Origin of the sequence: Achromobacter sp. ESBL13, from assembly GCF_036668755.1 — a bacterium.
In the GTDB taxonomy this organism is placed as follows: Bacteria; Pseudomonadota; Gammaproteobacteria; order Burkholderiales; family Burkholderiaceae_B; genus Achromobacter.
Genome location: NZ_JAZEVT010000002.1, coordinates 1,019,715 through 1,045,525 on the forward strand (window position 1 = coordinate 1,019,715; position 25,811 = coordinate 1,045,525).

A 25,811-nucleotide genomic window follows, 5' to 3' on the forward strand; every position below is an offset into this window, starting at 1 on the left:
GGGGGTTCCTAGACGGATGCCGAAGGGGTGGGGGTGGCGTGGCGCTGTCCGGCCGCGCCCGGTTCGGCCTTGACCAGCCCGGCGCAGACGGCCAGGTGCCACAAGCCGCGTTCGGTGGCGTTCCGCGCTTGTTCGGGCGTACCCAGGCCGTAGTGCTGCATGGCCAGGATGTAGCGCTCACACAGCGCCGGGTCGCCGCAAAGCACGATGCGGGGCAGCTCGCCTTGCTGGTGCAGCATCTGGGCCAGCGCGGCGATTTCGTGGCCGATCAGCAGGCCGGACAGATAGTCGGCTTGCGACGTGGCCGCCAGTTCGCCGGTCAGGCCCAGCGCGCGCGTGCTGAAAATGGTGGACAACACGCCGGCGCGGCCGACCGGGGCGCCGGCCACCTTCACGCCCCGTTCGAAGGCGGCCATGTCGGCGGCGGGCGCATCGCTCATCGTGCGGCCCAGGATGGTGTGGCCGCGCAGCGCGGCGTAGACCTCGCCGGTCATGAAGGTGTCGAAGTGGGTGACGCGGCCGCGGCGGGCGGTGACCCATTTGGAATGCGTGCCGGGCAGGCCGATCAACACGCTGTCTGCCGGGTCCGCGCTGGATTCCTGGGCCTGGTCGAACATCACACCGAAGACCTGCGTTTCTTCTCCGCGCATCACGTTGGGCAGGCCGTGGCGCTGGATCAGGCCGGGCACGATGTGCACTGGCGTGGCGTCGGGGCCGGCGCTGGTGCGTTCCACCACCGTCAGCAAGGTGCCAATGCGCTCAAGGTCGACGGGCACGTCCAGGTAGGCCGCCTCACGCCAGCCTTGCGCGCTGCCGACCATGCCGCAGGCGATGACCGGCAAGGTCGGTTCCGCGCGCAGCCAGTCGCCGCAAGCCTGGTCGAACGCCAGGTCGAAACCGGACAGGGCGGTGCTGGCCGCGCCATCCTGCAAGGGTTGCGGCAGGCGCATGATGCCCCAGGGCAGATGCCGCGCGTCCAGCGTGCGGCCCGTGCCGTCCAGCCGATACGCGCGTAGCGAAGAGGTGCCCCAGTCCAGCGCGATAAGCGCCGCGCGGGCGGGCGTTGCAGGTGTCATCTGATGTGTCTCATCGTTGGCTGCCCTGCCTGCTGCGCCCGCCCGGCGCCGGAAATGCGCGGGACGGGTGCGGCTGGGAAGCCTTGTTGTGTCGGTGCGCACCGGGCTTGTGCAAAGCGCGGCGCGCGTCGGAAAAAATTCTAGATCAGAGCTTGAAAAATCTCAAAATATAGAATTAAATCCCACATATAGGGAATACGGGCGTGGCAAAGTGCATCGGCTTGGCCGGTCCGCGAAGGGAACTGCCCTGGTACCGCGTCCCGCCCTGACCCCGCCATCCCAGGTATGCTTGCCCCGTTTCTGCTGTTGCATCCACGTTTCATGACCTTCCCCTTGACCGCAAACCCCATTCCCACCCTGGACCCCGACGCCGCCGCGCCCGCCGGCACGCAGACCTTGATGCGCGGCTTGGCCGTCGTGCAGGCGGTGGCCGACGGCGCGCGTGACCTGAAGGAAATCTGCGCCCGCATCGGCGTGGCGCGCAGCACCACGCACCGGCTTGCCAGCTGTCTGGTGCAAGAGCGCTATTTGCGTGCCTTGCCGGGGGTGGGTTATGTGCTGGGACCCAAGCTGATCGAACTGGGCTTTCAGGCGCGTGAGGCGTTTCCCATGGCGACGCTGGCGCGGCCCTACCTGGATGCGTTGGCCGTGCAGACGGGCGACACCATACATCTGGCCGTGCGTGACAACGACGAAGTGCTGTACCTGGAAAAAATTCCCGGCAAGAAGGGGCTGGAAATGCGCTCGCGCGTGGGACACCGGATGCCGCTGGCGGCAACGGGCGTGGGCAAGGCGCTGCTGCTGGATACCGAAGAACCGCAATGGAAGGCGCTGCATCGCATCGGCGCGCCGGTGTCCTCGCGCGCACCCGGCGGCCAGCAAAGCTGGGAAGCGTTCCGCGACCGCATGCGTGACTATGCGGCGCAGGGCTATGCGTTTGATCTGGAAGACAACGAGCCGTCGATCCGCTGTGTGGCGGCGCCGGTGCGCGATGCGTCAAGCGGCATCGTGGCGGCGATCAGCGTGTCCAGCACCGTGCCGTATATGTCACTTGAACGCATGCGCGACATGGTGCCCGTGGTGCAGGAAGCCGCTGCCGGCATTTCGGCGGAAATGGGCTGGAAGGTGGACCGCGGCTGACGCGGTCCGGCAAGCTTTATTCCAGCGGAAGCGTCAGCACGCCTTGCGGCGCAGGGCGCATCATCACGCGGCGATACCAGGCGGACAGCGCCGGGGTGTCGGGGCGTTCGATGGGCAGGGCCAGCCAGCGGTGCGCCGAGCTGACCAGTGCAATGTCGCCCATCGTCAGGTGACGGCCCGCAATGAACTCGCGGCCTTGCAACGCCTGGTCCAGGATCTGGGCGCGGACGTTGGAACGCTTGACCGAATTTTCAATTGCGGCGTGGTCGCGCTTGGCTTCGGACGTGCGGATCAGGCCCAGAAATGCAGGGCCCATCGCGGCTTGCCATTCGGTGGCCTGCCAGTCCATCCAGCGGTCGGCGTCGGCGCGCATGCAGGCGTCTTCCGGCCACAAGGTGCCCACGCCGTAGCGCGCGGCCAGGTAACGCACGATGGCGTTCGATTCCCACAGCACAAAGCCGCCGTCATCGATCACCGGCACGGTGCGGTTCGGGTTCAGCTTGGCGAATTCGGGCGTATCCACCACGCCGAACGGTCCGCCTGCCTGGGTAAAGGTGTGCGGCAGGGCCAGTTCGCGCACGGCCAGCATTACCTTCTGCACGTTGACGGACGTAAGGCGTCCCCAGATCTTCAACATAACCAGTCCTTGAGTAGTGTCAGACGGGCGGCAACTGCCGCCGCGCAAAGCCGCTGTCGCGCGAAAAACGCGTCCAGTTGAAAGCAGGCCCGGGGTCCGTCTTGCGCCCGGGGGCAATGTGTTCGTGACCCCAGGCCGCAGCCAGCGGATAACGCGCGCGCAGTACCGGCGTCAGCTTGCGCAGCGCCAGGTATTGCTCGTCGGCGTACGGCAGGGTGTCCGTGCCTTCGAGCTCAATGCCGATGGAAAAGTCATTGCAGCGTTCGCGCCGGCCAAAGCGCGACACGCCCGCGTGCCACGCGCGTTGGTCGGTGGACACGAACTGCATGATGCGCCCATCGCGTCGAATAAAGAAGTGGGCCGACACGCGCAGGCCGCGCAGGCGTTCCAGCCAGGGGTGCGAGGAATGGTCCAGTGTGTTGGTGAACAGCCCCGCGACTTCCGGGCCGCCGAATTGACCGGGCGGCAGGCTGATGTTGTGCAACACCAGCAAGGAAACCTGCGCGCCGTCGGGGCGCGCGTCGCGGTTGGGCGAAGGCAGCAGGGTGACGCCGGCGGCCGGCGCCAGCCAGCCATGTCGATCCAGAAGCAGAGCCATAAGAGAGAACATGCGTGTTGAATCCAACGGGCATTATGCCGTGGTCGCCGCCGCCTCCCAAATTGGCGTTTTTGCCGGGGGGCGTACGTAAAACGCAGCCCCTGCGCCGTCGCGGGCGCCCGGTTTCCGCTTCCCCGCTTCCGGCTTACTTCCTGGCGGGACCCAGCGTGGAATGTTCGGTGCTGCACCAGGTCATGCCGTTCACCAGCACGGCCTCGGACCGGGGCAGGTGGATGCCGCAATGCGCGCAACGCACCATGGATTCGGGGGCGGCCGGCGCGGGCGCCGAGCGTGCCGCCTTGCCGCGCCCTTGGGCGGGCTCGCCGGCCTGGCGGGCGGCCGCCATGCGGGCCGCGATGCGGGCCACGAACAGCACCGCGATGATCAGAACGATCCAGAACAACAACTTGCCCACGTCAGCCTCGATGCAGAATCATTTCCAGCACGAACCGGCTGCCGGTGTACGCCAGAATCAAAAAACCAAAACCCGTCAGCGTCCAGCGCAGCGCCACGCGGCCCCGCCAGCCCCACACGTGGCGGCCAACCAGCAGCACGCCAAACGTCAGCCAGGACAGCAGCGTGAAGACGGTCTTGTGGTCAAACGGCAGGATCTTGCCCGTCAGCTTCATGGACGCCACCGAGCCCGAGCCCACGGCCAGGGTCAGCACGATGAAACCGATCCAGATAATACGGAACAGCAGCTGTTCCTGCACCAGCAGCGGCGGCTGCGAGTCCAGCACGCGGCCGATGATGCTGCGTTCGGCGGGCGCGTCCAGCGGGCGGTGCAGGTGACGGTCAAGCAGGGCCATCATCATGGCGTGCAGCGCGGCGATGGTGATCAGGCCGTAGGCGGCCAGCGCAATCAAGAGGTGCACACGCAGCCAGGCGTCGTCCGCGTGCGGCACGAACTGGCCTTGCGGAAAAAGGGCGGCCAGGGCGCTGGCCAGGGCGGCGGCGGGCAGCAGCAGCAATTGCAGGCCGTCAATGCGCACCAGCAGGCTTTCCAGCCAGAACACCACCATGCCCAACCAGATGGCGGCGGACAGGGCCAGTGCCCACCCAATGAACAGATGCTGGGCGCCCAGCATCGCTTGTTGCAGGCCGATTCCCTGTAGAACCAGGGCCCCCAGCAGGCACAGACGGCCGATTTTGCCTGTCTGCTCAACTTCCCCGGCGCCGGCCAGGCGGATCCAAAGTGACCCCCCTAGCACTGCATACGCCAAGGCAGCCGCTGTGTGAAATACAATGCCGAGTGACATAGAAACCGTTGTCTGGATGGGGCCTTGGGGTGCGTGCCACCCGAAAGCGCAGAATCCGCGCCTGCGGCCACCGTTCAATCAACTAGTTTAAGCGGAAACGCCTCTCATGCTCGATAACCTAACTCAACGCCTATCGCGTGTCGTCAAGACGCTGCGCGGTGAAGCCCGCCTGACCGAGGCCAACACCCAGGAGATGCTGCGCGAAGTGCGCATGGCGCTGCTGGAAGCCGACGTGGCGCTGCCCGTCGTGCGCGAATTTGTCGCCCGCGTGAAGGAAAAAGCGCTGGGCGAGGAAGTGGCCGCCAGCCTCAGCCCGGGGCAAGCCCTGGTCGGCGTCGTCCACAAGGAACTGACCGCCTTGATGGGCGGTGACCTGGGCGCCGACTCCAACGAACTGTCGCTGGCCGTGCAGCCGCCCGCCGTCATCCTGATGGCCGGCCTGCAAGGCGCGGGTAAAACCACCACCACCGGTAAGCTGGCCCGCTGGTTGTCCGAAGGGCAGCACACGCAGCACGGCCGCAAGACCGGCAAGAAGAAAGTGCTGGTGGTGTCCGCCGACGTGTATCGCCCCGCCGCTATCGACCAGCTAAAAAGCGTGGCCGCTCAGGTCGGCGTCGATTTCCTGCCGTCCGACCCCAGTCAGAAACCCGAAGACATCGCGCGCGGCGCGGTGGACCATGCGCGCCGTCACCACTACGACGTGCTGATTCTTGATACGGCCGGCCGCCTGGGTATCGACGAAGCCATGATGCGCGAAATCCGCGCGCTGCATGATCTGGTCAAGCCGGTGGAAACGCTGTTCGTCGTGGACGCCATGCAAGGCCAGGACGCGGTCAACACCGCGCGTGCCTTCGCGGATGCGCTGCCCCTGACCGGTGTGGTGCTGACCAAGCTGGACGGCGACGCCCGGGGCGGCGCGGCCCTGTCGGTGCGCCACGTTACCGGCAAGCCGCTGAAGTTTGTCGGCGTGTCCGAAAAGCTGGACGGGCTGGAACCTTTCTACCCTGACCGCATGGCGCAACGCGTGCTGGGCATGGGCGATATCGTTTCGTTGGTCGAGCAGGCTCAAAAGAACATCGACATCGCCGATGCGCAAAAGCTGGCCGCCAAGATCAAGTCGGGCAACAAGTTCGACTTGAACGATTTCCGCGATCAGCTTGGCCAGGTGAAGAAGCTGGGCGACATGGGTTCGCTGCTTGAAAAGCTGCCGGCCCAGTTCCAGCAGGCGGCGGGTCAGCTGCAAGGCGGCCAGGCTGAAAAGCAGTTGCGCCGCACGGAGGGCATCCTGAACTCCATGACGGCCGCCGAACGCGCCAAGCCCGAACTGATCAAGGCGTCCCGCAAGCGCCGCATCGCCACTGGATCCGGCGTGCCGGTCCAGGAAGTCAACCGCCTGCTGGCTCAGTTCGAGCAGATGCAGGGGATGATGAAGCAGATGAAGAAGGGCGGCATGGCAAAGATGATGCGCGCCATGGGCGGCATGAAAGGCCTGGGCCGCTTTGGCATGAAGTAGGCAAAAAAATGGCCAGACGTTGCGTCTGGCCAAGCGATCGCGGCAAGCAGGGGGCGCCGTGCCGCGACACAATCCGGAAAACGCATGGGTGTTCTCCGGCTTGTCGAGTTCAGCGGCCGCTTACGACAGCGGCGGAATGCGCAGCACCTGGCCCGGATAGATCTTGTCCGGGCTGGTCAGCATCGGCTTGTTGGCCTCGAAGATCAGCGTGTTCTTGGCGCCTTGGCCCTTTCCGTATTGCGCTTCAGCGATCTTCCACAGGTTGTCGCCCTTTTGCACCGTGTACATCTTGGCTTCCGGCGTGGCCTGCTTGACCTTCAACTGGTTGTCCACCGCCGCCACGCCCACCGTGTTGCCCAGCGCCAGTGAAATCTTCTCGGCGTCTTCCGTACTTAGCGCTTCGCCGGCTACCGTGACTTTGTCGCCGTCCACGGTGATCTGTAGGCCATCGGCATTCAGGCCGTGCTTATCCAGCTCTTTCTTCAGTTCGTCAGCCGTCGCGGCCTTGGCCTCGCTGGCGCCGAAAAGCTTTTCGCCTACGTCCTTGATGAAATTGAGCAGACCCATAGTGTTTCCTTTATCTGTGCTGCGGTGAGAAAACCAAGTCCCTGACGAGCGCGCGCGGCGGGCAACATGCCGTGGAATCCGGCGGGTGAAGGGGTGACGGGGTGACGGGGTGACGGGGTGACGCAAAGGCGCCCCGCTTGCCCCGCAATTTGCCGCGTATCGAGCCAACAGCAACGATTATTACTCGCGCAATTGCCGCCAGACGAGGGGTTATGGTGTAACAGGTTGCTAGGAGCGCGCCAGACTACGCAACAATGCTCGTCACTTTGCACGGTGACTCGCGCGCTTGGCGCAAACCTCATCGGGCAAGCCGTGCAATGAAGAAAGGTATTGGCACCACGTTGACGCCACCATCCCGCGCCATGCCACCCCCCGGCGCCACGCCAACATCCGCGCAAACGCAAAGGGCCGCTGATCATCAGCGGCCCTCTGTCGTTGCGTGCAAGTCAGTGCATAGCGGACGCTCAGCCTCCGCCCACCGCCACCACGATCTCGATCTGGTCGCCATCTTTCAGCGTGGTTTGCTCGTGCTGGCTCTTGGGCACGATCTCGCCGTTGCGCTCCACCGCCACGCGCTTGCCGGCATAGCCCAGCGTTTGCAGCAGTTCGATCACGGTCGTGTTCAACGGAAATTCCCGCGCGTCGCCGTTCAGGGTGATGTGCATGTCAGGGTGTCCTCACTGTTTTGCGTAAGCGTCGGTGGCGGCGATCAGGCGCGCCAGCGTGCCGGGTTCATCAAAGGCGTGGCCCGCGTCGGGCACCAGGTGGAAGTCCGCTTCCGGCCAGGCGCGATGCAGGTCCCAGGCCGTGCGCGCGGGCGTGCAGACGTCGTAGCGGCCCTGCACGATGGTGCCGGGTATGCCGCGCAGCTTGTGCGCGTCGCGTATCAGCTGGCCTTCTTCCATGAAGCCCGCGTTCACGAAGTAGTGGTTTTCGATGCGCGCAAACGCCAGCGCGGCGCGGTCGGCGGCGTGGCTTTGCTGGTGCCGCGGGCTGGGCAGCAGCGTAATGGTGCTGTCTTCCCATTTGCTCCAGGCCTTGGCCGCGCGCAACTGCTCGACCGGATCATCGCCCGTCAGCCGCTTGTGATACGCCGCGACCAGGTCGCCGCGCTCGGCTTCCGGAATGGGCGCCAGGTATTCTTCCCAGCGATCCGGAAACAGCCACGAAGCGCCTTCCTGGTAGAACCACTGGATTTCCGCGCGTCGCAAACCGAAGATGCCGCGCACGACCAGTTCGCTGGTGTGCGACGGGTGCGTCTGCGCATACGCCAGCGCCAACGTCGAGCCCCACGATCCCCCGAACACCAGCCACTTTTCGGCGCCCATGATTTCGGTGCGCAGGCGTTCGATGTCGGACACCAGATGCCAGGTCGTGTTGTTGTCCAGGCTGGCATGCGGCTTGGATCGCCCGCAACCACGCTGATCGAACAACAGCACGTTGTAGCGTTGCGGATCGAACAACTGGCGATGCACGGGCGAACAACCGCTGCCCGGCCCGCCATGCAGGAACACGGCGGGCTTGCCGTTCGGATTGCCCGACATCTCCCAATAGATCTGGTGTCCGTCTCCGGTATCCAGCATGCCGTGGCGGTACGGTTCGATCGGCGGATAGAGCATCAGGCGACTCGCTTGAAAATCAGGTCCCACACGCCATGGCCCAGGCGCAGGCCGCGTGTCTCGAATTTGGTCAGGGGGCGGTAATCGGGGCGCGGCGCGTAGCCATCGACCGTGTTGGCCAACAGCGGTTCGCCGCTAAGGACTTCCAGCATCTGCACCGCGTAGTCTTCCCAGTCGGTGGCGCAATGGATGTAGCCGCCCGGCGCGATGCGGCTGGCCAGCAGCGACACGAACGCGGGTTGCAGCAAGCGGCGCTTGTGATGGCGCTTCTTGGGCCACGGGTCCGGAAAGTACACGTGCACGCCGGCCAGCGAGTCCGGCGCGATCATGTCGCGCACGACCTCGACCGCGTCGTGCTGGACGATGCGCAGGTTTTGAATCTTGGAATCTTCAATGCGGCGCAGCAGCGAGCCGACGCCGGCGTTGAACACTTCCACGCCCAGGAAGTTGTCGTCCGGACGCGCTAGCGCGATCTTCTCGGTGGTCTCGCCCATGCCGAAACCAATCTCCAGCACCGTCGGCGCTTGTCGACCAAATGCCGCGGCGGGGTCCAGGCGGCGGGGCGCGTACGGAATGGACCATTCGCCCATCAACCGTTCCAGCGCGGCCAGCTGGCCTTGGGTGATGTGGCCACGGCGGTGCACAAAGCTGCGGATGTGCGTCGCGCCGGGGCTGTTCGGCGCGTGGGCGGTGCTGGCCAGCGCGGCCTGCGTCTCGGGGGAAACGGCGGCGGCGGCGGGCGCCGAAGCAGAGGAATCGGCGGTCGTGTCGGAGGTGTTCACGGGGGGCGTCGCGGGCTTGTCCGCGGGGTTGTTCGTATTCATAGCCCCGAATTGTAGTGGCAGGTGCCGACCCGCGGAGTCAGCCGGATGCACTAAATAAGGGACATATCAACCCGCCATGACGCGCAAGCGCGGCGGCCAGCCAAAATTCCTGCCCGAATCCAAAAAAAGCCGCGCTATAATCGCCGACTCTGCCAGGGACCCGCGCTCTGGCACGACACCCGAGCGGGTGTAGTTCAATGGTAGAACGGCAGCTTCCCAAGCTTCATACGAGGGTTCGATTCCCTTCACCCGCTCCAACTCTCAGGCTTGCACGCTATTCGCGCGACGATCGATCCCGTCTGTTTGACGCCCGTCGACGCTCGTGCCCGCCCCTTGCGTCCGGCGGCACGTTGAAGGCGTAGTTGTCATATCGCCAAACCGAACCGTCGCACGCGCAGTCAGCCAAATATGAATCCGTGAATCAATTTAAACGTCATATTTGAATAGTTAACGGGACTTGCTTGTCTGGCAAATCGCGATATGTTCATATATGACCGTCTATGGGCAATTTGCCTTCATATTTGACCAAGCACCCCATGCCTTCCACCCCAAAATCTGCCGAGCACCGTGTCGCTATGCCGCGCCCCGTCGAGCGTGCACTGCATCGCCTGGGACAGGACATCTCGTCCGCTCGCCGTATGCGCCGGCTAAGTCAGGAAGACTTGGCCGAGCGCATTGGCACCTCACTAAGTACCGTCAGGCGCATGGAAGACGGCTATCCCGGCACCGCCCTGCACACCTTCCTGCGCGCGTTGCATGTGCTTGGTCGCCTGGACGCCGTGGCCGAGGTTTTGGCCATGGAAAAGGACGCGCTTGGCATGGCGCTGATGCGTGAAAATTTGCCGCAGCGGGTTCGCACATCGCGTGGCCGAAAATTGGGCATGTCCGATTCTCAGCCCGGTCAAACCCAATCGACGAATGACAACGAAGAGCTGGAGGGTTTCTGATGGCGCCGAAGGTGATCCGGCGTGGAGACCTGGAGGTTCATCTGGGGTCCAGCGGGCAAGTGGTAGGACGGCTGTATTTGGGTAACGGCAAGCGCAGCGCGTTCCAGTACGACGAGCGTTGGCTGCAAAGCCCGCGTTTTTTCACGCTATCGCCCGACCTGTTGCCCGTCTCGGGCATCCAACATCCTGAACAGACGTTTTTTCGCGCGCTGGAAGACACTGCGCCCGACTCCTGGGGCGAGCGTGTAATCCGGCGCGCGCATGCGAGGTTCCGGCAGAAAGACCGGGACACGCCTGCGCTCGAGCCTGTCGACTTCTTGCTATGGGTTGACGACGAGGCCCGTGTCGGGGCGCTGCGTTTGTTTGACCCTTCCGCTCAAATCTATCTTCGCGCCGACGACACGCATGGAAAAGTGCCGCCATTGCTGAAGCTGGATAACGTTGTGCGAGCCGCCCGAGCGCTAGAGGCCGGAACGGAGAGCGAGCAGGACCTGCAATACCTGCTGGGGCAGGGCACCTCGCTTGGCGGAGCCCGGCCCAAATCGACGGTGTTAGACCACGATGGACGTTTAGCCTTGGGCAAGTTTCCTAGTCAGGCGGATCAGCGCGACATTATCCGTGGCGAAGTGATGGCAATGCATCTTGCCAGCAAGGCTGGCGTCAATACGGCAGTTGCGCGTGTGGCGGTTGTTGACGGAACGGCGGTGGCCATTATTCGGCGTTTTGCCCGTACCGACAATGGCGGGCGCATCCCCTACGTGTCCGCCGCGAGAATGCTGCAATCCGATGGTCGGGACACGGTGCATGCGTATACCGAATTGGTGGATGTTCTGTTGCAGGGCGGCGCCAACCCTATTGCCGATATCCATCAGTTGTGGCGACGCCTGGCTTTCAATTTTCTGATCTGCAATACCGATGATCATTTGCGGAATACGGGTCTGCTGTACGACGCGCGCAACCATGGATGGCGATTGTCGCCGGCGTTTGACTTGAATCCGATGCCTGGCGACCGTCGCGAGAGCAAGACATGGCTGACCGAGGATTCGGGGCCAATCGACAGCCGCGCCATGCTGATGGAGGGTGCCGCCTATTTCAGGCTGGATGCGCAGAAAGCAGCTGCAATCTGGACAGAGGTGGCTCAGGCGGTGGATAGCTGGCGCGAGGTGGCAAAGGGGCTGGGCATGCAACGCTCCGGCTTGACGGATTTTGAGCCGGCATTTCTATGAAGGCATTGCCCAGCCTCGGCAGGCTGCTATCGATTGCCGGCATCATCCTCGATCATCGCCCGCCGATACAGCGCATCCTTATCCAATATCGTCATTCCGCCGTAGTGCGTTCGTAGCACGCCCGCGCGCGCCAGCCGCGTTAGCGCGGCGTTGCAGCGTTGGCGGGACACGCCGCACAGGCTGGCGATTTCTTCCTGGGATATCTTCAAACGCCCCTGCGTATCGGCATGGCGTTCGGCATCGAATTGCGCCGCCACGGCGCGGGCTACGGTGGTGTCGACGTCCAGCAATACGTTGCCGGTATAGCAGGCCATCAGCCAATTGACGCGCTGCGCCAAATGCATCGTCACGGCCTTGGTGAATTCGATATTGTGATTCCACAGCCGTTCGCAAGTGTCGCGCGGCAGGATCACGATGCGGCTGGGGCGCAGCGCCACGACCTCATATTCGAAGCGCTCGCGGCGCAGCATCGTGGCTTCGCCGAACCAGCTGCCGATGCTGAAACCGGCCAGCGACAGGCACTTGCCGTTCGCACCCGGCGACGTCCATTTCACCAGCCCTTCGACCACGCCGTACCACCCCAGCGACTTCGACCCCGCGCGAAAAAGATATTCGCCGGTGGCCAGCGACACCGTGCGCAATTCCGAGCGGACCAGATTGCGTTCCAGTTCGGGCAAGCCGTTGTACCAGGGCACAACGCTCAACATCCTGTCCACCGGACATGCGGCCGGCTTGCACGCGGGGACGCCGGTCTGGCTGCCTGTGCTTGCGGTGGATGCACGCATGGTTGCTCCGTTCGACAAAAGGGGGAAAGGCCAAAAGGGAAAAAGGCGAAAAGGAGAAAAGGCGCTCAGGTAAACCCTAGGCCGCTTTGTCACCATGATGACTGTACGGGCCAGTGGGCGGTCCCAGAATAGTTGAGGCATCAAGAGCCAAAAAACATAAGAGGAGACAGGTATGTTGTCAATGCCACGCATCATGTCCGGCGGCGCGCTCGCCTGGGGCGTCGCCGTGTCGCTGCTGCACGCCGGCGCCGCACACGCCCAGATTTCGGACGACGTTATTCGAATCGGGTTCATCACCGACCTGTCCGGCGTGTACTCGGGCCCCGATGGCCCGGGGGGCGCTGAAGCCATCAAGATGGCAATCGAAGAAATGGGCGGCGAGATCAACGGCAAGAGAATCGAACTGTTGACGGCGGACCATCAGAATAAAGCGGACATCGCCTCGGCCAAGGCGCGCGAATGGTTCGATCAGCGCGGCCTGGACATGCTGATCGGTGGCACCAATTCCAGCACCGCGCTGGCCATGTCGCAGGTGGCGGCCGACAAGAAGAAACCCATCATCGTGGTGGGTGCCGGCGCGCCCGCACTGACCAACGAGCAATGCACGCCCTACACGCTGAACTACGCGTACGACACCGTCGCGCAGGCGCGGGGCACGGGCGCCGCCGTGGTCAAAGCGGGCGGTAAAAGCTGGTACTTCCTGACGGCCGATTACGCCTTTGGTAATGCGCTGCAAGCCGATACGACGAAGGTGGTCGAGGCGGGCGGCGGCAAGGTCGTGGGCTCGGTCAAGCACCCCTTGTCGGCCAGCGATTTTTCGTCGTTCCTGTTGCAGGCGCAGGCCAGCAAGGCCGACATCCTTGCCTTGGCCAATGCCGGCGCGGACGCTACGAATGCGATCAAGGCCGCCAACGAATTCGGCGTGACCAAGACGATGCGGCTGGCGGGCATGATCATGTTCATCAACGACATCCACGCCATGGGACTGCCCGCCACGCAGGGCATGTACCTGACCGACAGCTGGTATTGGAATGCGTCGGACGCCACGCGCGCCTGGGCCCAGAAGTTCTTTGAACGCCGCAACGCCATGCCGTCGTCGCTGCAAGCGGCCGATTATTCCGCCGCGCTGCAATACCTGCGCGCCGTCAAGGCCACCGGCACCGATGACGCCGACCGCGTGCTGGCGTATCTGCGCCAGAACAAGCTGAACGACATCTACATCAAGGATGGCGTCGTGCGCCCCGACGGCCGTGTCGTGCACGACATGTACCTGCTGCAAGTGAAGACCCCGGACGAGTCCAAGCAGCCTTGGGACTACTTCAAGGTGCTGCAAACCATCGACGGCAACGAGGCCTTCACCAAGCAGTCCGAAAGCCGCTGCGCGCTGTGGAAATAAACCGGAGACCGCCATGGCCAAACGCAAAGTCATCGTGACCATCGCCCCGACCGGGGGCATGGCATTCAAGACCCAGAACCCGCATCTGCCTACGCAACCGGCAGAGATCGCCGAGGACGTCTACCGCTGCTACAACGCGGGCGCCAGCGTAGTGGCGCTGCATGCGCGCCGGCCCGACGACCAGGCGACGTGCGATGCGGCGATCTATCGCGACATGAACCAACGCATCCGCGAACGCTGCGACATCGTGCTGAACAACTCCACCGGCGGCGGCGTGCATGGCGACATGGTCAGGGAAACGTCGCCCGGCACCTGGGAGATCCTGTGGGAAGAGCGCCTGAAAGGCATGGATGCCGGCGCCGAAATGTGCACGCTGGACGCCACCACGCTGAACCTGGCGTTTGGCGACCGCGAATACCTGATGAACACGCCGCTGACCAAGGCGCGCGAACTGGCGGCAGGCATGAAGGCGCGCGGCATCAAGCCCGAATGGGAAGTCTTTAGCCCCACGCACATCCTGCAAGACGCCACCACGCTGATCGATGAAGGCCTGGACGAAGGGCCGCATTTCATCAACCTGGTCATGAACGTGCACCGCAATTTTCAGAACGCAATGCCGTTCTCGCCGCGCCATTTGCAGATGATGGTGGACCTGCTGCCCAAGAACAGCATCTTCTGCGTCAGCGGCATCGGCCCGTCGCAACTGGAAGCCAACATCAGCGCCTTGCTGCTGGGCGGCCATGCGCGCGTGGGCCTGGAAGACAACCTGTATTACCGCCACGGCGAGCTGGCCACCAATGTGCAGCTGACCGAGCGCATCGTGCGCATCATCCGCGAAATGGACATGGAACCGGCCACGCCCGCCGAAGCGCGCCAGATCCTGGGGCTGCCCTTGCAAAGCGGTATCCGGCCCGAATTCGCGGTGTGACGGCAACGTTCGTAGAACTCCGGGTTTTCCAGTGGGGGGCTTTTCCATAAACTGATCGGCCCACCCCATAACGAGAACGCCATGAGACAGAGTCTTCCCACCCTGGGCGCCGCCCTGGTTCTTTCAGTGTGCGCGCAGGCCGCGCTGGCACAGGCAGCCCCCGCCGCCGGCGGCACCGCCCCTGCCGCTGCATCCGCCCCGGCCGCCGCCGCGACCCCGCGCGACCCCTTCTTCTGGCTGGGAGAAATCAACAAGGCCACCACCGTCATCAACACCGACGAAGGCTTGTTGGACAAGGCCATGGCGCCGCGCCTGGCGGCAGGCGTGGCCAAGGTCATCAATGACGGTAACCAGCCGGGCGCCAAGCGTCCCGCTACCGTCATCACGTTCGAACCGCTGCTGATCAAGGCGGCGGGCGAAGACATCACCTTGCTGCACGCCGGCCGCTCCAGCCAGGACATGCACGCCACCTACCGCAGCGCCATCCTGCGAGACAAGCTGCTGGACCTGGCGGACCAGTTGAACAAGACGTCCACCACGCTGGTTGAACTGGCGGCCAAGCATGCCGGCACCGTCGTGCCGAACTACACCAATGGCGTGGCCGCGCAGCCCAACAGCTATGGGCACTACCTGCTGGGCCAGGCCGCCGGACTGGCGCGCGACGCAGAACGCATTCGCGAGGCCTATGCCCGCATTGACCGTTCGCCGATGGGCACCACGGTGCTGAACGGCACCAGCTGGCCGCTGGACCGCAAGCGCATGGCGCAATACCTGGGCTTTGAAGCGCTGGTGGACAACGCGTATGACGCGTCGCAGATTTCGTCGATGGACCAGCCGGTGGAGGTGGCGTCTATCGTGACCAGCATCGCGCTGCGCACGGGCAATTTTGTTGAAGACGTCATGACGCAGTACGCGCAGTCGCGCCCGTGGATCCTGCTGGAAGAGGGCGGCGGCAATACCTACGTGTCCAGCGCCATGCCGCAAAAGCGCAACCCCGGTTTGTTGAACGACACGCGCAGCGACGCGTCCACCGCCATCACGCTGGCGATGGGACCCGTGATCCAGACGCACAACATCACGCCCGGCATGAGCGACCCGAAAGACGTGAAGCAGAATTCAGCGATGGTCGATAGCGGCATGTCGGCGCTCAAGCGCTGGGACCGCGTGCTACGCGCCATGGTCATCAGCCCCGACCGCGCGCTGGAAGAGTTGAACAGCGACTGGACGGCGTCGCAGGAACTGGCCGACGTGCTGATGCGCAAATACAAGCTGCCGTTCCGCGATGGCCATCACTTTGCGTCCGAAGTGGTCAGCTACGCCAAGACCAACAACATCAAGCCCTTGGATTTTCCGTACGACCAGGCGCGCCGCATCTACGCCGACGCGATGAAGGATTCCAAATACGGCAACGAGCTGCCCATGAGCGAAGCCGAGTTCCGCGCCACGCTGGACCCCGTGGCCATCGTGAAGAACCGCGCGACCATCGGCGGCCCGCAACCCGCGGAAATGGAACGCATGCTGAAGGCCGCGCGCGAACAGCTGGCGGCGCAAGGAAAATGGATCAAGGACCGCCGCGATCACATCAACCAGTCGCTGGCCAGCTTGGACAAGGCGTTTGACGCGCTGGCCGCCAGCGCCGCGAAGTAGCGAGCGTTATCGCGCGGTGTCGTGCTGGACGGCGTCCAGCAGGCAACCGCGTAGCCAGCGATGCGCGGCGTCCGCGTCCATGCGCGGATGCCACAGCATGGACACGGTGAAGGGCGGCATCGCAAAGGGCAGCGTGAAAGTGTGCATGCCGGTGCGCAGGCTGCCCGTGTGCCGCTCGGGTACGGTAGCGATCAGGTCTGAGCCGCGCGCCAGCGCCAGCGCGGCCGAAAAGCCGCTCACGCTGGTGGCGATGCTGCGTTCGCGCCCTGCGGCGGCCAATGCCGCATCAACGGGCCCGCTGTCCCGGTTGCGCCGCGATACCTGGATGTGGCGCGCCTTGGCATAGCGGGCAAGCGTGACTTTGCCGACCGCCAGCGGATGCCCCTTGCGCACCACCCCGACGAACCGATCTTCAAACAGTGCGCGCGTGCGCAGTTCCGGGCTGGCCGCGTCGCCGACCACACCGGTTTCCAGATCGACGTCGCCGTCGCGCAGCGGGGCACTGTCCTTGTCGGTCTTCTGTACAAAGCGCAGCCGCACGCCGGGGGCTTCCCGGGCGGTGCGCGCAAGCAGGCGAGACCCGAAATTCTCGACGAAACCGTCGCTGGCGCGTAGCGTGAAGGTGCGCGTCAGCCGCGCCAGGTCAGGCTGCGTTGCCGGACGCAGTACCGCTTCCACATCCTGCACCAGCCCATGGACTGTGCCGCGCAGTTCCAGCGCGCGCGGCGTGGGCACCAGCCCGCGTCCGGCGCGCACCAGCAGCGGGTCGCCGGTGGTGTGGCGCAGCCGCGCCAGGGCGCGGCTCATGGCTGACGGGCTCAGGCGCAAACGCCGCGCCGCGCGCGCGACGCTGCCTTCGTCCAACAGCGCGTCCAGCGTGATAAGCAGGTTCAGATCGGGATGGCTCATTTGGCAAACGTAGCATGCCGCGCGGTGCCGCAGGGGTTTTGGCATGGCGTTCGGTGCAGGTATTCAGTGCAAATGCTGCGTCTTCCGCTGGGTCTCGCACACGCCTAGGATGTGCGAAAGGGCGCCGTGTTGGTGTCCCGCCTTTCTTGCAGGCCCGATCATGCCAAGCGCTTCCCTATCACTTCCTGTGCCGCCCCGACCCGCCCCACGGCTGCTGATGTGCCTGTCTTTATGCATGTTGTTGCCCGCGCTGGGCGCCAGTATTGCCAACGTTGCCTTGCCGACGCTATCGGTGGCGTTGGATGCGCGGTTTCAGGATGTGCAGTGGATTGTGCTGGCCTACCTGCTTGCCATCACCACGCTGATTGTCAGCGTGGGGCGGCTGGGAGATCTGCTGGGACGCCGGCGCCTGATGTTGATGGGAATCGGGCTGTTCACCGTCGGGTCGCTGGCATGTGGCTCGTTGCCCGGCTTGGGCGGCCTGATCGTGGCGCGCGCGGTGCAGGGCTTGGGCGCCGCCATCATGATGGCGCTGACCATGGCATTCGCCAGCGCAGCCGTCGCCAAGGAGAAAACGGGCAGCGTCATGGGCTTGATGGGGACGATGTCGGCTATTGGTACGGCGCTGGGCCCGACGTTGGGTGGGCTGTTGATCGGGGCCTTTGGCTGGCCGTCGATTTTCCTGATCAACGTGCCCTTGGGGGTGTTGGCGTTCGGGCTGGCGTGGTTTCATTTGCCGAAAGACGGCGTGCAGCGTGGCCAGCGGCAGTCACCTCCCGCCGTGCCCTCAGGCGCGCGCTTCGATGTGCCCGGCTCTGCCTTACTGGCAATCGGTATTGCCACCTACGCATTGGCGATGACCGCCGGTGGCGGCTTCGGGGCCGCCAATGCCCTGCTGCTTGCCGCCGCGGCCGCGGCGGGCGGGGCCTTCGTGTGGCGTCAAGCCCGGGCTGCGTCTCCACTTATCCAGCTGTCGCTATTTCGCCAACCCGTATTAAGCGCGGGCGTGGCGACGAACGGGCTGGTGTCCACCGTGATGATGACGACGCTGGTGGTGGGGCCGTTTTACCTGGGCGGCGCGCTGCGCCTGGATACCGCGGGGGTGGGGCTTGTGATGTCTTGCGGCCCTGTCGTCGCGGCGTTGGCGGGGGTGCCGGCTGGGCGCGCGGTGGATAGATTTGGCGCGCAACGCGTGATGCTGGCCGGCTTGTTTGCGACGACGGTCGGCGCGGCGCTGCTGCCTTGGGTGCCCGCGGCTTTCGGCATTGCAGGGTATGTGGCGCCCCTGGCCGTGATCACCAGCGGCTACGCGCTGTTCCAGGCCGCCAACAGCAGCGCCGTCATGGGCAGCGCGCAGGCGGAGCAGCGCGGGGCGGTGTCGGGCTTGTTGAACTTGTCGCGCAACCTGGGGTTCATTACCGGCGCGTCCTTGATGGGCGCGGTGTTTGCCTGGGGCGCGGGCGTTGCCGATGTGGGGATGGCGTCGCCCGCCGCGTTGGCGGCGGGCATGCGGTGGACCTACGCGCTGGCCGTGGTGCTGCTGTTGGCCGCCGTGGCCGTGGCCGCCACCGGCCGCGACCGCGCGCGGCCGCCTGCCTAGAATGACGCGCCACTAGCTCGACACGCCACTAGAACGACACCATGTCGGCCGGGTTCAGGATGCCCATCACGCCCAGCGCACCCTTGATCAGCGGTATGGCCACCGGCGACAAATGCCGTCCCAGCGGAATGCCCGCGTGGTCAAAGCGCGTCAGCATGGCGTAGTCGGTGTTGCGTCCGGTGACGTTATCGCTGATGGCGCGGCCGATGCGCACCGTTTGCGCCACGCCGTGGCCGCTCCAGCCGTGCACCATGTACACGGGCACATCGCCCGCGCTCTTGCGGCTGTCGGTGGCGCCGTTCAGCGTCAGGTCGCTGATGCCGCTCCAGGAATACTCCAGCGCCGGGTTTTCCAATTGCGGAAACACCGTCTTGATGCGATCCAGCAGGTAGTTGTTGACGTCGCGCGGCGACCACGAGTTACCGGTGCCCTGGCCGCCGAACAGCAGCCGCTTGTTGCGCACGGGGCGGTAGTAGTCAATTTGCAGCTGCGTGTCGTAGATGGGCAGGCCGGACGGAATCAACGCGTTCAGGGTATCGCCCAGCGGCGGGGTAACGGCCACGTAGGTGAAGAAGGGCACGGTGGTTGAGCTGCCCGGCATGAACTGGAACGTGGCGCTGTGCACCGCCAGCACCACGGCGCGGCGCGCTTTGATGGCGCCCTGCGCGGTGGTCACGCGCGTATTGCCCGGCGATTCGTCAATGGCGTGCGCGGCGGTGTTGTCGTACACGCGACCGCCCAGCTTGACGAAGGCGTGGATCAGCCCGCGCAGCAGCGCCAGCGGTTGTACCTGGCCGCCACCGCTGTCGACGGCCGCGCCGAAGTAGATATCGGACTTCACGTACTGCTCTTTCAATTCGTGCCGGCCGATGATCTTGACGGCCTCGTCGCCCAGGCGGCGTCGCGCATCGGCGTTTTCGACCAGCGCGCCCATATGGCCCGCGTGCACCGCCGCCGTGACGTGGCCACGCTTGCGGTCGCAATCGAAGCCGTAGCGTTCGCGCAGGCCGTCCACGGTTTCCATGGCTTCGACCGAGGCAAATCGCCACAGCCGCCGCGCGTCGTCCAAAGGCAGGTTGTCCAGCATCGTGCCCGCTTCCCAGCGCGCCAAGCCGGGTGTCATCTGGCCGCCGTTGCGGCCGGATGCGCCCGACCCGATATGGTCTTTTTCGATCAGCACCACGTCGACGCCGGCTTCGGCCAGGTGCAAGGCGGTGGACGCGCCCAGCAGGCCGCCACCGATGACGACCACGTCGCAGTCCACATCGCCCGGCAGCGGGCCAAAGGCCGGCCACTCGGACAGCGAGGCTTCGTAGTAGTTGGCGGGCATGGGATCGGTGGGCTTGGCGTCGCGCCGCCAGTTCCAGATGCGCGGATCAATGCCCAGCCGGGTAGGCGTCGGCTGCGCATCGTGCAGCAACTGGGCGGGTGGCAGCATGGCGTCGCGCGGCGGCACGGTGGCGTTGGCAGTGGTCAGGGCGCGCGAGGTCGCGGGCCACAAGCCCAGTGCGCCGGCGGCGGTGGCCGCGGTGGCGGCCGTTGAGGCCGCCGCTGTCTTGAGGATGAATTCGCGTCGATTCAATGTCATGTCGATGTTCCTGGAATCGGGGAATGGCTCAGGCCGTGGGGGCCGGGCCGAAGCGGTTGCGGCCGGGGGCGCCGGCGGGCAGCATGAAGGGCTGAAGCAACAACGTGCCCAACACGGGCACGGCATGCAGCAAGCCCCACCAGCCGCTGCGGCCCGTGTCGTGCAGGCGGCGGATAGAGACGGCCAGCGCGGGCAGCAGCGTCAGCAGCAGGAAGCCCGCCGTGTACCAGCCGAACAGGATTTCGGGGTTGGCGATGGCCAGCGCGCGTTCCACCGCCGAGATCGCCAGCACGGCAATCAACTGGAACAGCACGAAGTACCAATATTCGCGACGCCGCGCGCGGCCCTGGAAGACGGCGTAGTGTTTGAGGGCTTGCAGATACCACTTCATGGGGGGTCTCCTGGTTTGTAAAGATGTGCGCCATCCGCGCCGGGCGTGAGCGCGGGCGGCGTCATCGGCGCGCGGGGGCGCCAAGGGATTGAAGAGAATTAAGCGAAGGGCAAAGGCGAGGGCGCGCGGCAGGCCGGCGCGCCGAGCCCGTCAGCTGCCGGGGCGGTGCGCCAGCCCGGGTAGGCTGGGCGGGCCGGCATGGCCGCCCGCCGCGTGTGGCGGCGGAAAGGGCAGCACCGCCAGGCGTAGTGCGCCGGGGGCGCCGATAAGGCGGTCGCCGTGTTGCGGCTGCCACAGGCTGCCGGTACGAATGCGGTGGGCGGTGGACATGACCACGCGCGAATCGGCGTTCAACACCAACGCGGTCTTGCCGATGCGACGCAACGCGGGCAGCAGCATGCGGTCAAGCGTTGAGACCAGCACATCCACGGCGGCCACGCCGGCGAACGCCTGGCGGACCAGCACCGGATGCGCGGCGGTGATGGTGTAGGCGCCGTTGCAGATGTAGTCCACGTAGGGGCCTTCGACGACGGGAAGGTGGCGCCGGGCGGGCTGGTCGAACCACGCGAACGCGCGAAAATCCAGCCGCCGCCGGGTTTCCTGGTTGCGTTCCAGTGGCACGTGTTGCAGGGAACGGCCCTCTTGCTGCCACCATTCCAGCGTCCAGTAGCCGTCATCGCTGTCGGCGTGCGCTTCAAAGCTGGCGAAGCCCGCGCCGTTGCACCAGGGGTTCAGTTGCAGCGCCACCTGGATGTGGGTTTGCAACGCGCGGCGATGGTCCGCCGACAGCCGCAGGCCACTACCGGGCACCGGGGTCTGGCCCGACAGAATCTGCGCGGCGGCCTCGGCCAGCGCGGCGGCGGTGTTCCGGGCGTCGTTCACAACGCAGTCCAGAATGCCGTGGGCCCGGTCGATATGCACGTCTTCGTTCATCTGCCGTCTCCTGTAGCCAAGGTTGCCGCCGGCGTTCAGCGGCCCTAGGTCTGTTGTGGCGGCGGCGCCGTGGCGTCCAACCGCAGTTTGTGTTCAAGCAGGTGGTCCGTCTGCGTACTGATCATGTCCAGGGCCAGCGCGCTGCTGGCGTGCTCGTCGCCATCATGCAGCGCCGCTTGCAGCCGGCGGTACGCCGCCGCCATCGCGGCGTGCACCGACCCGTGCGGATACAGCGCCGCAACCAGCGGCGCCCATTCCGCCTGGATTTCAAGCTCTTGGTTGGCCAGCCGGGCCGACTGTGCTTGGGTGGCCAGCAACAGCAGGCAGCGCATGTCCGCCTGGGCGCGCGCCTGCGCCGCCACCGCCGCTTCGAATTGATCGATCTCTTGCGCCAGGCGCCGGTGATCGTCGGCCGTTGAACGCTGGGCAGCCAGCTTGGCGCTGTGGCCGATCACGGCGCAATGCAGTTCGCCCAGGTCGGCCAGATCGCCCGGCGTGGCCAGACGCAGCGGGTGGCGGTCGTGCATCATCTGCGCCGGCACCGGGCACACGAAGCTGCCCCCATTGCGACCGCGCCGGGTGTCGATCAGCTGGCGCGCGCGCAAGGTGTTCAGGGCCTCGCGCACCGTCACGGGCGACACGCCCATCAGGCGCGACAACTCGTTTTCGTTGGGCAGTTGCTCGTCGGCATGCAGCAGGCCGGCGACGATCGCATTGCTGAGGCGTTCGACGACCTGCTCCGAGCGGGTGCCTTGGCCGATCGGTGCGTAGACGATGGCGTGGGCGGTCATGGGGGGCTCCGGCGCAAAGAGAAAACGTGCATCATGCCACGGCGCTAGAAGATGCCGTGGCGATGCAGCGCCTGGCTGTCGTCGGGCACGGGCGCGATGGCGTCCCACAGTTCCGCGACCTTGCCGTCTTGCACGCGCCACAGCTCGAAGTACGCGTGGCGCTGGCCGGCGATGCTGCCTTCGGAATGCGTCAGCACGAAGTCGCCTTCGGCCACGCAGCGATGGATGCGGCTGTATTGCAGGCCCTGGCCGGATTCGCGTAGCTGGTTCAGAAAGTCCACCACGGCTGATGCGCCGTCGGCGATGTCGGGGCTGTGCTGATGAAAGGCATCGCCGTTGCAGTCGTCGATGAACGCCTGGTAGTCGCCTTCGATCAGCGCGCGTGTGAAAAAGCCCAGTACCAGCGCGCGGTTTTCATCAACGTCCTGGTCGGCGCGCGGCTGCGTCGGCCCGTCAAGCTGCGTGCGGCCGCTGGCGTTGGGCGGCGCTTCGGGCACCAGGCCGTCCCAATGCTCAACGATGCGGTTGTCCGCCACACGATAGATGTCAAAGCCCACCAGCGGCTGTTCGCCCAGGCCGGTGTAGCGGCCGTGGATGGCGACCAGGTCGCCGTCCACCAGCACGCGATGGGCCTCGTGCTTCAGGTTGGGATGTTCCTGGATCAGAACGGACAGGCCGTCCAGCCCGTTCTTGACCAAGGGGGAATGCTCGATGAAACGCGGTGAGAAATAGCGTTCCAGCGCGGCTGTGTCACGCAGCGTGAACAATTCGTGGTGCGCGCGGGCAACGCGTTCGCGCAGGGCGTCGGCTTGCGTGGTGGGCGTGTGTTGGGTGCTCATGATGTTTCCCCGGTCAGTCGTGTGCGCTCATCACGTGCTTGACGCGCGTGTATTCCTCGAAGCCATAGGCGGACAAGTCCTTGCCATAGCCCGACCGCTTGAAGCCGCCATGCGGGGCTTCGGCGGTCAGCGGAATGTGCGTGTTGATCCATACCGTGCCGAAGTCCAACTCGCGCGACAGGCGCTGCGCGCGGCCGTGATCGCGCGTCCAGACGCTGGCGGCCAAGCCGTATTCCACGTCGTTGGCCATGGCAATGGCCTGTTCTTCGTCGGCAAATTTCTGCACCGTGATGACGGGGCCGAAGACTTCGGTCTGGATGGCTTCGTCCTGCTGTTGCAGGCCGGTGATGACGGTGGGTTCAAAGTAGTAACCGGCGCGGGCGGCTTGGCGGCCGCCGGTTTCGACGCGGGCATGCGCGGGCAGGCGGGTGATGAAGCCCTGCACGCGTTCCAGCTGCGCGGCGTTGTTCAGCGGGCCATACAGCGCGTCCTGATCGTCGGGGTCGCCGAACCGGGTTTCGATGGCGGCGGCCACCAGCTTGGCAACAAAGGCGTCATGCACGGATTCGGCCACGATGACGCGGGTGGCGGCGGTGCAGTCCTGCCCGGCATTGAAAAAGCCCGTCAGCGCGATGTGTTGCGCGGCGCGGTCCAGGTCGGTGTCTTCAAAGACGACCACCGGCGCCTTGCCGCCCAGTTCCAGGTGCGCGCGGGTCAGGTTGGCGGCGGCGGACGCAGCCACTTGCAGGCCGGCTCGCACCGAACCGGTGATGGACACCAGCGCGGGGGTCTTGTGCGACACCACCTTGGCGCCGGTGGCAGCGTTGCCCAGCACCACGTTGAACGCGCCGGCGGGGAAGAAGGGCGCGGCCAGTTCGGCCAGCAACAAGGTGCTTTCGGGCGTGGTGTCGCTGGGCTTGAGCACCACCGTGTTACCCGCCGCCAGCGCCGGCGCGATCTTCCAGACGGCCATCATCAGGGGGTAGTTCCAGGGGGTGACCTGGCCCACCACGCCCAGCGGTTCGCGGCGGATGCTGGACGTCAAGCCTTCCATGTATTCGCCGGTGGCCTTGCCTTCCAGGAAGCGCGCGGCACCGGCAAAAAAGCGGATTTGGTCTACGCAGACGGCGACTTCTTCCGAGGCAATCAGGTGCTTGAGCTGGCCGGTGTTGCGGCTTTGGGCTTCGACCAGGCGGTCGCTGTTGGCCTGGACGGCGTCGGCCAGCTTCAGCAACGCCTGCTGGCGCGCGGACGGTGTGCTGCGGCCCCAGGTCTTGAAGGCGGCGCTGGCGGCCGCATAGGCGGCGTCGACGTCGGCGGCGTTGGCGTTGGGCGAGCGAGCGATAGGCTGCGCGGTGACGGGGCTGATCAGGTCGAAATATTCAGAACCCTTGGATTCGAAGTACTGGCCGTTGATGAAATGCTTGAGGGTGGGCAGCGCCATGGTTTGTCTCCGGAAGGGTTGTTTTGATTTGGGTGTCTAGCGGGCGGGCTAGCGATAGTTATATTCTCTGAGGTTATAGGTATTTATTCTGCTGGGGTTAACCCGTGGGGCGAGCGGCCATGCAAAACGCCCGGGCGCAAGGCCCGGACGTGTGGAGTCAAAGCAGGTGCGGCGCGGGTTATTCCGCTTTCAGTCCCGCTTGAATGATCAGCGGTTGCCACTTCAGCCGCTCGCTACGCGCAAAGGCTTCCAGTTCGGCGGGCGTGCCGCCGCCGGGCTCGTGGCCAAGCTCCAGCAGGCGCTGGCGCACCTCGGGCTGCGCCAAGGCCTTGGCAAGTTCCGCGTTCAGCTTTTGCACCACGGCGGGCGGCGTGCCCTTGGGGGCGTACAGGCCATTCCACGCAATCACCTGGAAGTTGGGCAGGCCTTGCGCCGACACCGGTTTCACGCCCGGCAGCAACGCGGATTCCTTCAACGACGTAACGGCCAGCGCGCGCAGTTTGCCGCTGGTGATGAACGAGCGCGCGGCGCTGACGGTGTCGATGCCCAGCTGCACCTGACCGCCCATCAAGTCCGTGGTGGCGGTTGCCGAACCCTTGTACGGAATGCCCCGGATGCTGGCCACGCCTTGCTGCTTGAGCAATTCAAAGACCAGCCGCGCCGTGGTGCTGGGCATGCCGACATTGATGCTGTCGGCCTTGGACTTCGCGGCGTCTTGCAGGTCGGACAGGCTGTTGTAGGGCGAGCCGGGCGCGGTCAGCAACACCATCGGAAACGAGCTGACCAGCATGATGGGCGTGAAGTCTTTCGCGGGGTCGAAGTTGGTGGACGCATAGATGTACTGATTCAGCACGTGGGTGCCGTTGGTGCCCATCAGCAAGGTGTAGCCGTCGGGCGCGGCGCGAGCCGCCTCGGACGCGCCGATGTTGCCACCCGCGCCGGGCCTGTTTTCGACGATGAACGGCTGGCCCATGCTGCGCGCCAGATACTCGCCTAGATACCGGGCAGCCACATCGGTGCCTTGGCCCGCCTGGTAGGGCACGATGATGCGCACCGGCTTGGATGGATAGCTGTCCGCCGCCCAGACCGGCTGCGTGAACAGAACGGATGCCGCCAGCGCGGCGATCATGCGTAAGGGTTTCATGGTGGTCTCC

General features: G+C 65.3%; 26 protein-coding genes and 1 tRNA gene. 9 read left to right on the forward strand and 18 right to left on the reverse strand.

The annotated features are described in order from the left end of the window. Positions 1-8: 8 nt before the first annotated feature. Complete coding sequence (locus tag V6F88_RS13490) at positions 9-1,076, reverse strand: 2-dehydro-3-deoxygalactonokinase (protein WP_332610051.1); 1,068 nt, start codon at positions 1,074-1,076, stop codon at positions 9-11. A 321-nt stretch (positions 1,077-1,397) separates the two neighbouring features. Here V6F88_RS13490 and V6F88_RS13495 point away from each other — a divergent pair, with 321 nt between their 5' ends. Next, on the forward strand, positions 1,398-2,216 hold the full coding sequence (locus V6F88_RS13495) for an IclR family transcriptional regulator (protein WP_332610052.1): 819 nt from the start codon (positions 1,398-1,400) through the stop codon (positions 2,214-2,216). A 16-nt stretch (positions 2,217-2,232) separates the two neighbouring features. Here V6F88_RS13495 and V6F88_RS13500 read toward each other — a convergent pair whose 3' ends face one another. The 4 genes from V6F88_RS13500 to V6F88_RS13515 form a co-directional block, all read right to left on the reverse strand. Next, positions 2,233-2,853: a glutathione S-transferase family protein gene (locus tag V6F88_RS13500; RefSeq protein WP_332610053.1), complete on the reverse strand. Its 621-nt coding sequence runs from the start codon at positions 2,851-2,853 to the stop codon at positions 2,233-2,235. Positions 2,854-2,872: 19 nt separating this feature from the next. After that, positions 2,873-3,451, reverse strand: coding sequence for a 1,6-anhydro-N-acetylmuramyl-L-alanine amidase AmpD (gene ampD, locus V6F88_RS13505; RefSeq protein WP_332610054.1), 579 nt, complete (start codon positions 3,449-3,451; stop codon positions 2,873-2,875). 145 nt (positions 3,452-3,596) lie between these two features. Further along, positions 3,597-3,866 carry a PP0621 family protein gene (locus V6F88_RS13510; RefSeq protein WP_332610055.1) on the reverse strand — a complete coding sequence of 90 codons (270 nt, stop codon included), beginning with the start codon at positions 3,864-3,866 and terminating at the stop codon, positions 3,597-3,599. 1 nt (position 3,867) lies between these two features. Further along, complete coding sequence (locus tag V6F88_RS13515) at positions 3,868-4,710, reverse strand: cytochrome C assembly family protein (RefSeq protein ID WP_046806678.1); 843 nt, start codon at positions 4,708-4,710, stop codon at positions 3,868-3,870. 106 nt (positions 4,711-4,816) lie between these two features. On the opposite strand from V6F88_RS13515, the gene ffh reads away from it, so the two are divergent. Continuing rightward, positions 4,817-6,223 carry a signal recognition particle protein gene (gene ffh / locus V6F88_RS13520; RefSeq protein WP_046806677.1) on the forward strand — a complete coding sequence of 469 codons (1,407 nt, stop codon included), beginning with the start codon at positions 4,817-4,819 and terminating at the stop codon, positions 6,221-6,223. 120 nt (positions 6,224-6,343) lie between these two features. On the opposite strand, the gene lysM is transcribed toward ffh, so the two are convergent. The 4 genes from lysM to trmB form a co-directional block, all read right to left on the reverse strand. Next, on the reverse strand, positions 6,344-6,790 hold the full coding sequence (gene lysM / locus V6F88_RS13525) for a peptidoglycan-binding protein LysM (protein WP_046806676.1): 447 nt from the start codon (positions 6,788-6,790) through the stop codon (positions 6,344-6,346). A 464-nt stretch (positions 6,791-7,254) separates the two neighbouring features. Next, the gene (thiS, locus tag V6F88_RS13530) at positions 7,255-7,455 is read right to left on the reverse strand and encodes a sulfur carrier protein ThiS (RefSeq protein ID WP_332610056.1); all 201 of its coding nucleotides are present in this window, start codon (positions 7,453-7,455) and stop codon (positions 7,255-7,257) included. A 12-nt stretch (positions 7,456-7,467) separates the two neighbouring features. Next, the gene (gene pip, locus V6F88_RS13535; RefSeq protein ID WP_332610057.1) at positions 7,468-8,409 is read right to left on the reverse strand and encodes a prolyl aminopeptidase; all 942 of its coding nucleotides are present in this window, start codon (positions 8,407-8,409) and stop codon (positions 7,468-7,470) included. Then, positions 8,409-9,233, reverse strand: a complete 825-nt coding sequence (gene trmB / locus V6F88_RS13540) for a tRNA (guanosine(46)-N7)-methyltransferase TrmB (RefSeq protein WP_332610058.1) — start codon at positions 9,231-9,233, stop codon at positions 8,409-8,411. Before trmB ends, pip begins: the two co-directional genes overlap by 1 nt. A 183-nt stretch (positions 9,234-9,416) precedes the next feature. On the opposite strand from trmB, the gene V6F88_RS13545 reads away from it, so the two are divergent. From V6F88_RS13545 to V6F88_RS13555, 3 genes are all read left to right on the forward strand, one after another. Next, positions 9,417-9,490 (forward strand) — tRNA-Gly (locus V6F88_RS13545). Between the two features lie 279 nt (positions 9,491-9,769). Beyond that, complete coding sequence (locus V6F88_RS13550) at positions 9,770-10,180, forward strand: helix-turn-helix domain-containing protein (RefSeq protein ID WP_223264725.1); 411 nt, start codon at positions 9,770-9,772, stop codon at positions 10,178-10,180. Next, a complete protein-coding gene (locus V6F88_RS13555; protein WP_332610059.1) occupies positions 10,180-11,406 on the forward strand; it encodes a type II toxin-antitoxin system HipA family toxin in 1,227 nt (408 codons plus the stop codon). The genes V6F88_RS13550 and V6F88_RS13555 overlap by 1 nt, the downstream gene beginning before the upstream one ends. A gap of 26 nt (positions 11,407-11,432) precedes the next feature. Here V6F88_RS13555 and V6F88_RS13560 read toward each other — a convergent pair whose 3' ends face one another. Next, entirely contained in the window at positions 11,433-12,191 is a 759-nt protein-coding gene (locus tag V6F88_RS13560) for a Crp/Fnr family transcriptional regulator (RefSeq protein ID WP_332610060.1), read from the reverse strand. A gap of 181 nt (positions 12,192-12,372) precedes the next feature. On the opposite strand from V6F88_RS13560, the gene V6F88_RS13565 reads away from it, so the two are divergent. The 3 genes from V6F88_RS13565 (at position 12,373) to V6F88_RS13575 (ending at position 16,162) form a co-directional block, all read left to right on the forward strand. Further along, the gene (locus V6F88_RS13565; RefSeq protein ID WP_332610269.1) at positions 12,373-13,587 is read left to right on the forward strand and encodes an ABC transporter substrate-binding protein; all 1,215 of its coding nucleotides are present in this window, start codon (positions 12,373-12,375) and stop codon (positions 13,585-13,587) included. Between the two features lie 13 nt (positions 13,588-13,600). Continuing rightward, positions 13,601-14,515, forward strand: a complete 915-nt coding sequence (locus V6F88_RS13570) for a 3-keto-5-aminohexanoate cleavage protein (RefSeq protein ID WP_332610061.1) — start codon at positions 13,601-13,603, stop codon at positions 14,513-14,515. 81 nt (positions 14,516-14,596) lie between these two features. After that, positions 14,597-16,162 (forward strand): argininosuccinate lyase, encoded by a 1,566-nt coding sequence (locus V6F88_RS13575; RefSeq protein WP_332610062.1) that lies wholly within the window; start codon positions 14,597-14,599, stop codon positions 16,160-16,162. 6 nt (positions 16,163-16,168) lie between these two features. On the opposite strand, the gene V6F88_RS13580 is transcribed toward V6F88_RS13575, so the two are convergent. Beyond that, positions 16,169-17,071: a LysR family transcriptional regulator gene (locus V6F88_RS13580; RefSeq protein WP_332610063.1), complete on the reverse strand. Its 903-nt coding sequence runs from the start codon at positions 17,069-17,071 to the stop codon at positions 16,169-16,171. Between the two features lie 235 nt (positions 17,072-17,306). Between V6F88_RS13580 and V6F88_RS13585 the strand changes: the two genes are divergently transcribed. Continuing rightward, a complete protein-coding gene (locus V6F88_RS13585; protein ID WP_332610064.1) occupies positions 17,307-18,671 on the forward strand; it encodes an MFS transporter in 1,365 nt (454 codons plus the stop codon). A gap of 28 nt (positions 18,672-18,699) precedes the next feature. On the opposite strand, the gene V6F88_RS13590 is transcribed toward V6F88_RS13585, so the two are convergent. From V6F88_RS13590 to V6F88_RS13620, 7 genes are all read right to left on the reverse strand, one after another. Continuing rightward, the gene (locus V6F88_RS13590; protein WP_332610270.1) at positions 18,700-20,109 is read right to left on the reverse strand and encodes an NAD(P)/FAD-dependent oxidoreductase; all 1,410 of its coding nucleotides are present in this window, start codon (positions 20,107-20,109) and stop codon (positions 18,700-18,702) included. A 178-nt stretch (positions 20,110-20,287) separates the two neighbouring features. After that, entirely contained in the window at positions 20,288-20,650 is a 363-nt protein-coding gene (locus tag V6F88_RS13595) for a DUF805 domain-containing protein (RefSeq protein WP_332610066.1), read from the reverse strand. A gap of 150 nt (positions 20,651-20,800) precedes the next feature. Beyond that, positions 20,801-21,583: a cache domain-containing protein gene (locus V6F88_RS13600; protein WP_332610067.1), complete on the reverse strand. Its 783-nt coding sequence runs from the start codon at positions 21,581-21,583 to the stop codon at positions 20,801-20,803. Positions 21,584-21,627: 44 nt separating this feature from the next. Beyond that, positions 21,628-22,374, reverse strand: coding sequence for a FadR/GntR family transcriptional regulator (locus tag V6F88_RS13605; RefSeq protein WP_332610068.1), 747 nt, complete (start codon positions 22,372-22,374; stop codon positions 21,628-21,630). Positions 22,375-22,418: 44 nt separating this feature from the next. Continuing rightward, positions 22,419-23,213, reverse strand: a complete 795-nt coding sequence (locus V6F88_RS13610) for a nuclear transport factor 2 family protein (RefSeq protein WP_332610070.1) — start codon at positions 23,211-23,213, stop codon at positions 22,419-22,421. Positions 23,214-23,226: 13 nt separating this feature from the next. Continuing rightward, a complete protein-coding gene (locus V6F88_RS13615; RefSeq protein ID WP_332610071.1) occupies positions 23,227-24,657 on the reverse strand; it encodes a gamma-aminobutyraldehyde dehydrogenase in 1,431 nt (476 codons plus the stop codon). A 178-nt stretch (positions 24,658-24,835) separates the two neighbouring features. Then, the gene (locus V6F88_RS13620) at positions 24,836-25,801 is read right to left on the reverse strand and encodes a Bug family tripartite tricarboxylate transporter substrate binding protein (protein WP_332610072.1); all 966 of its coding nucleotides are present in this window, start codon (positions 25,799-25,801) and stop codon (positions 24,836-24,838) included. Positions 25,802-25,811 lie beyond the last annotated feature (10 nt).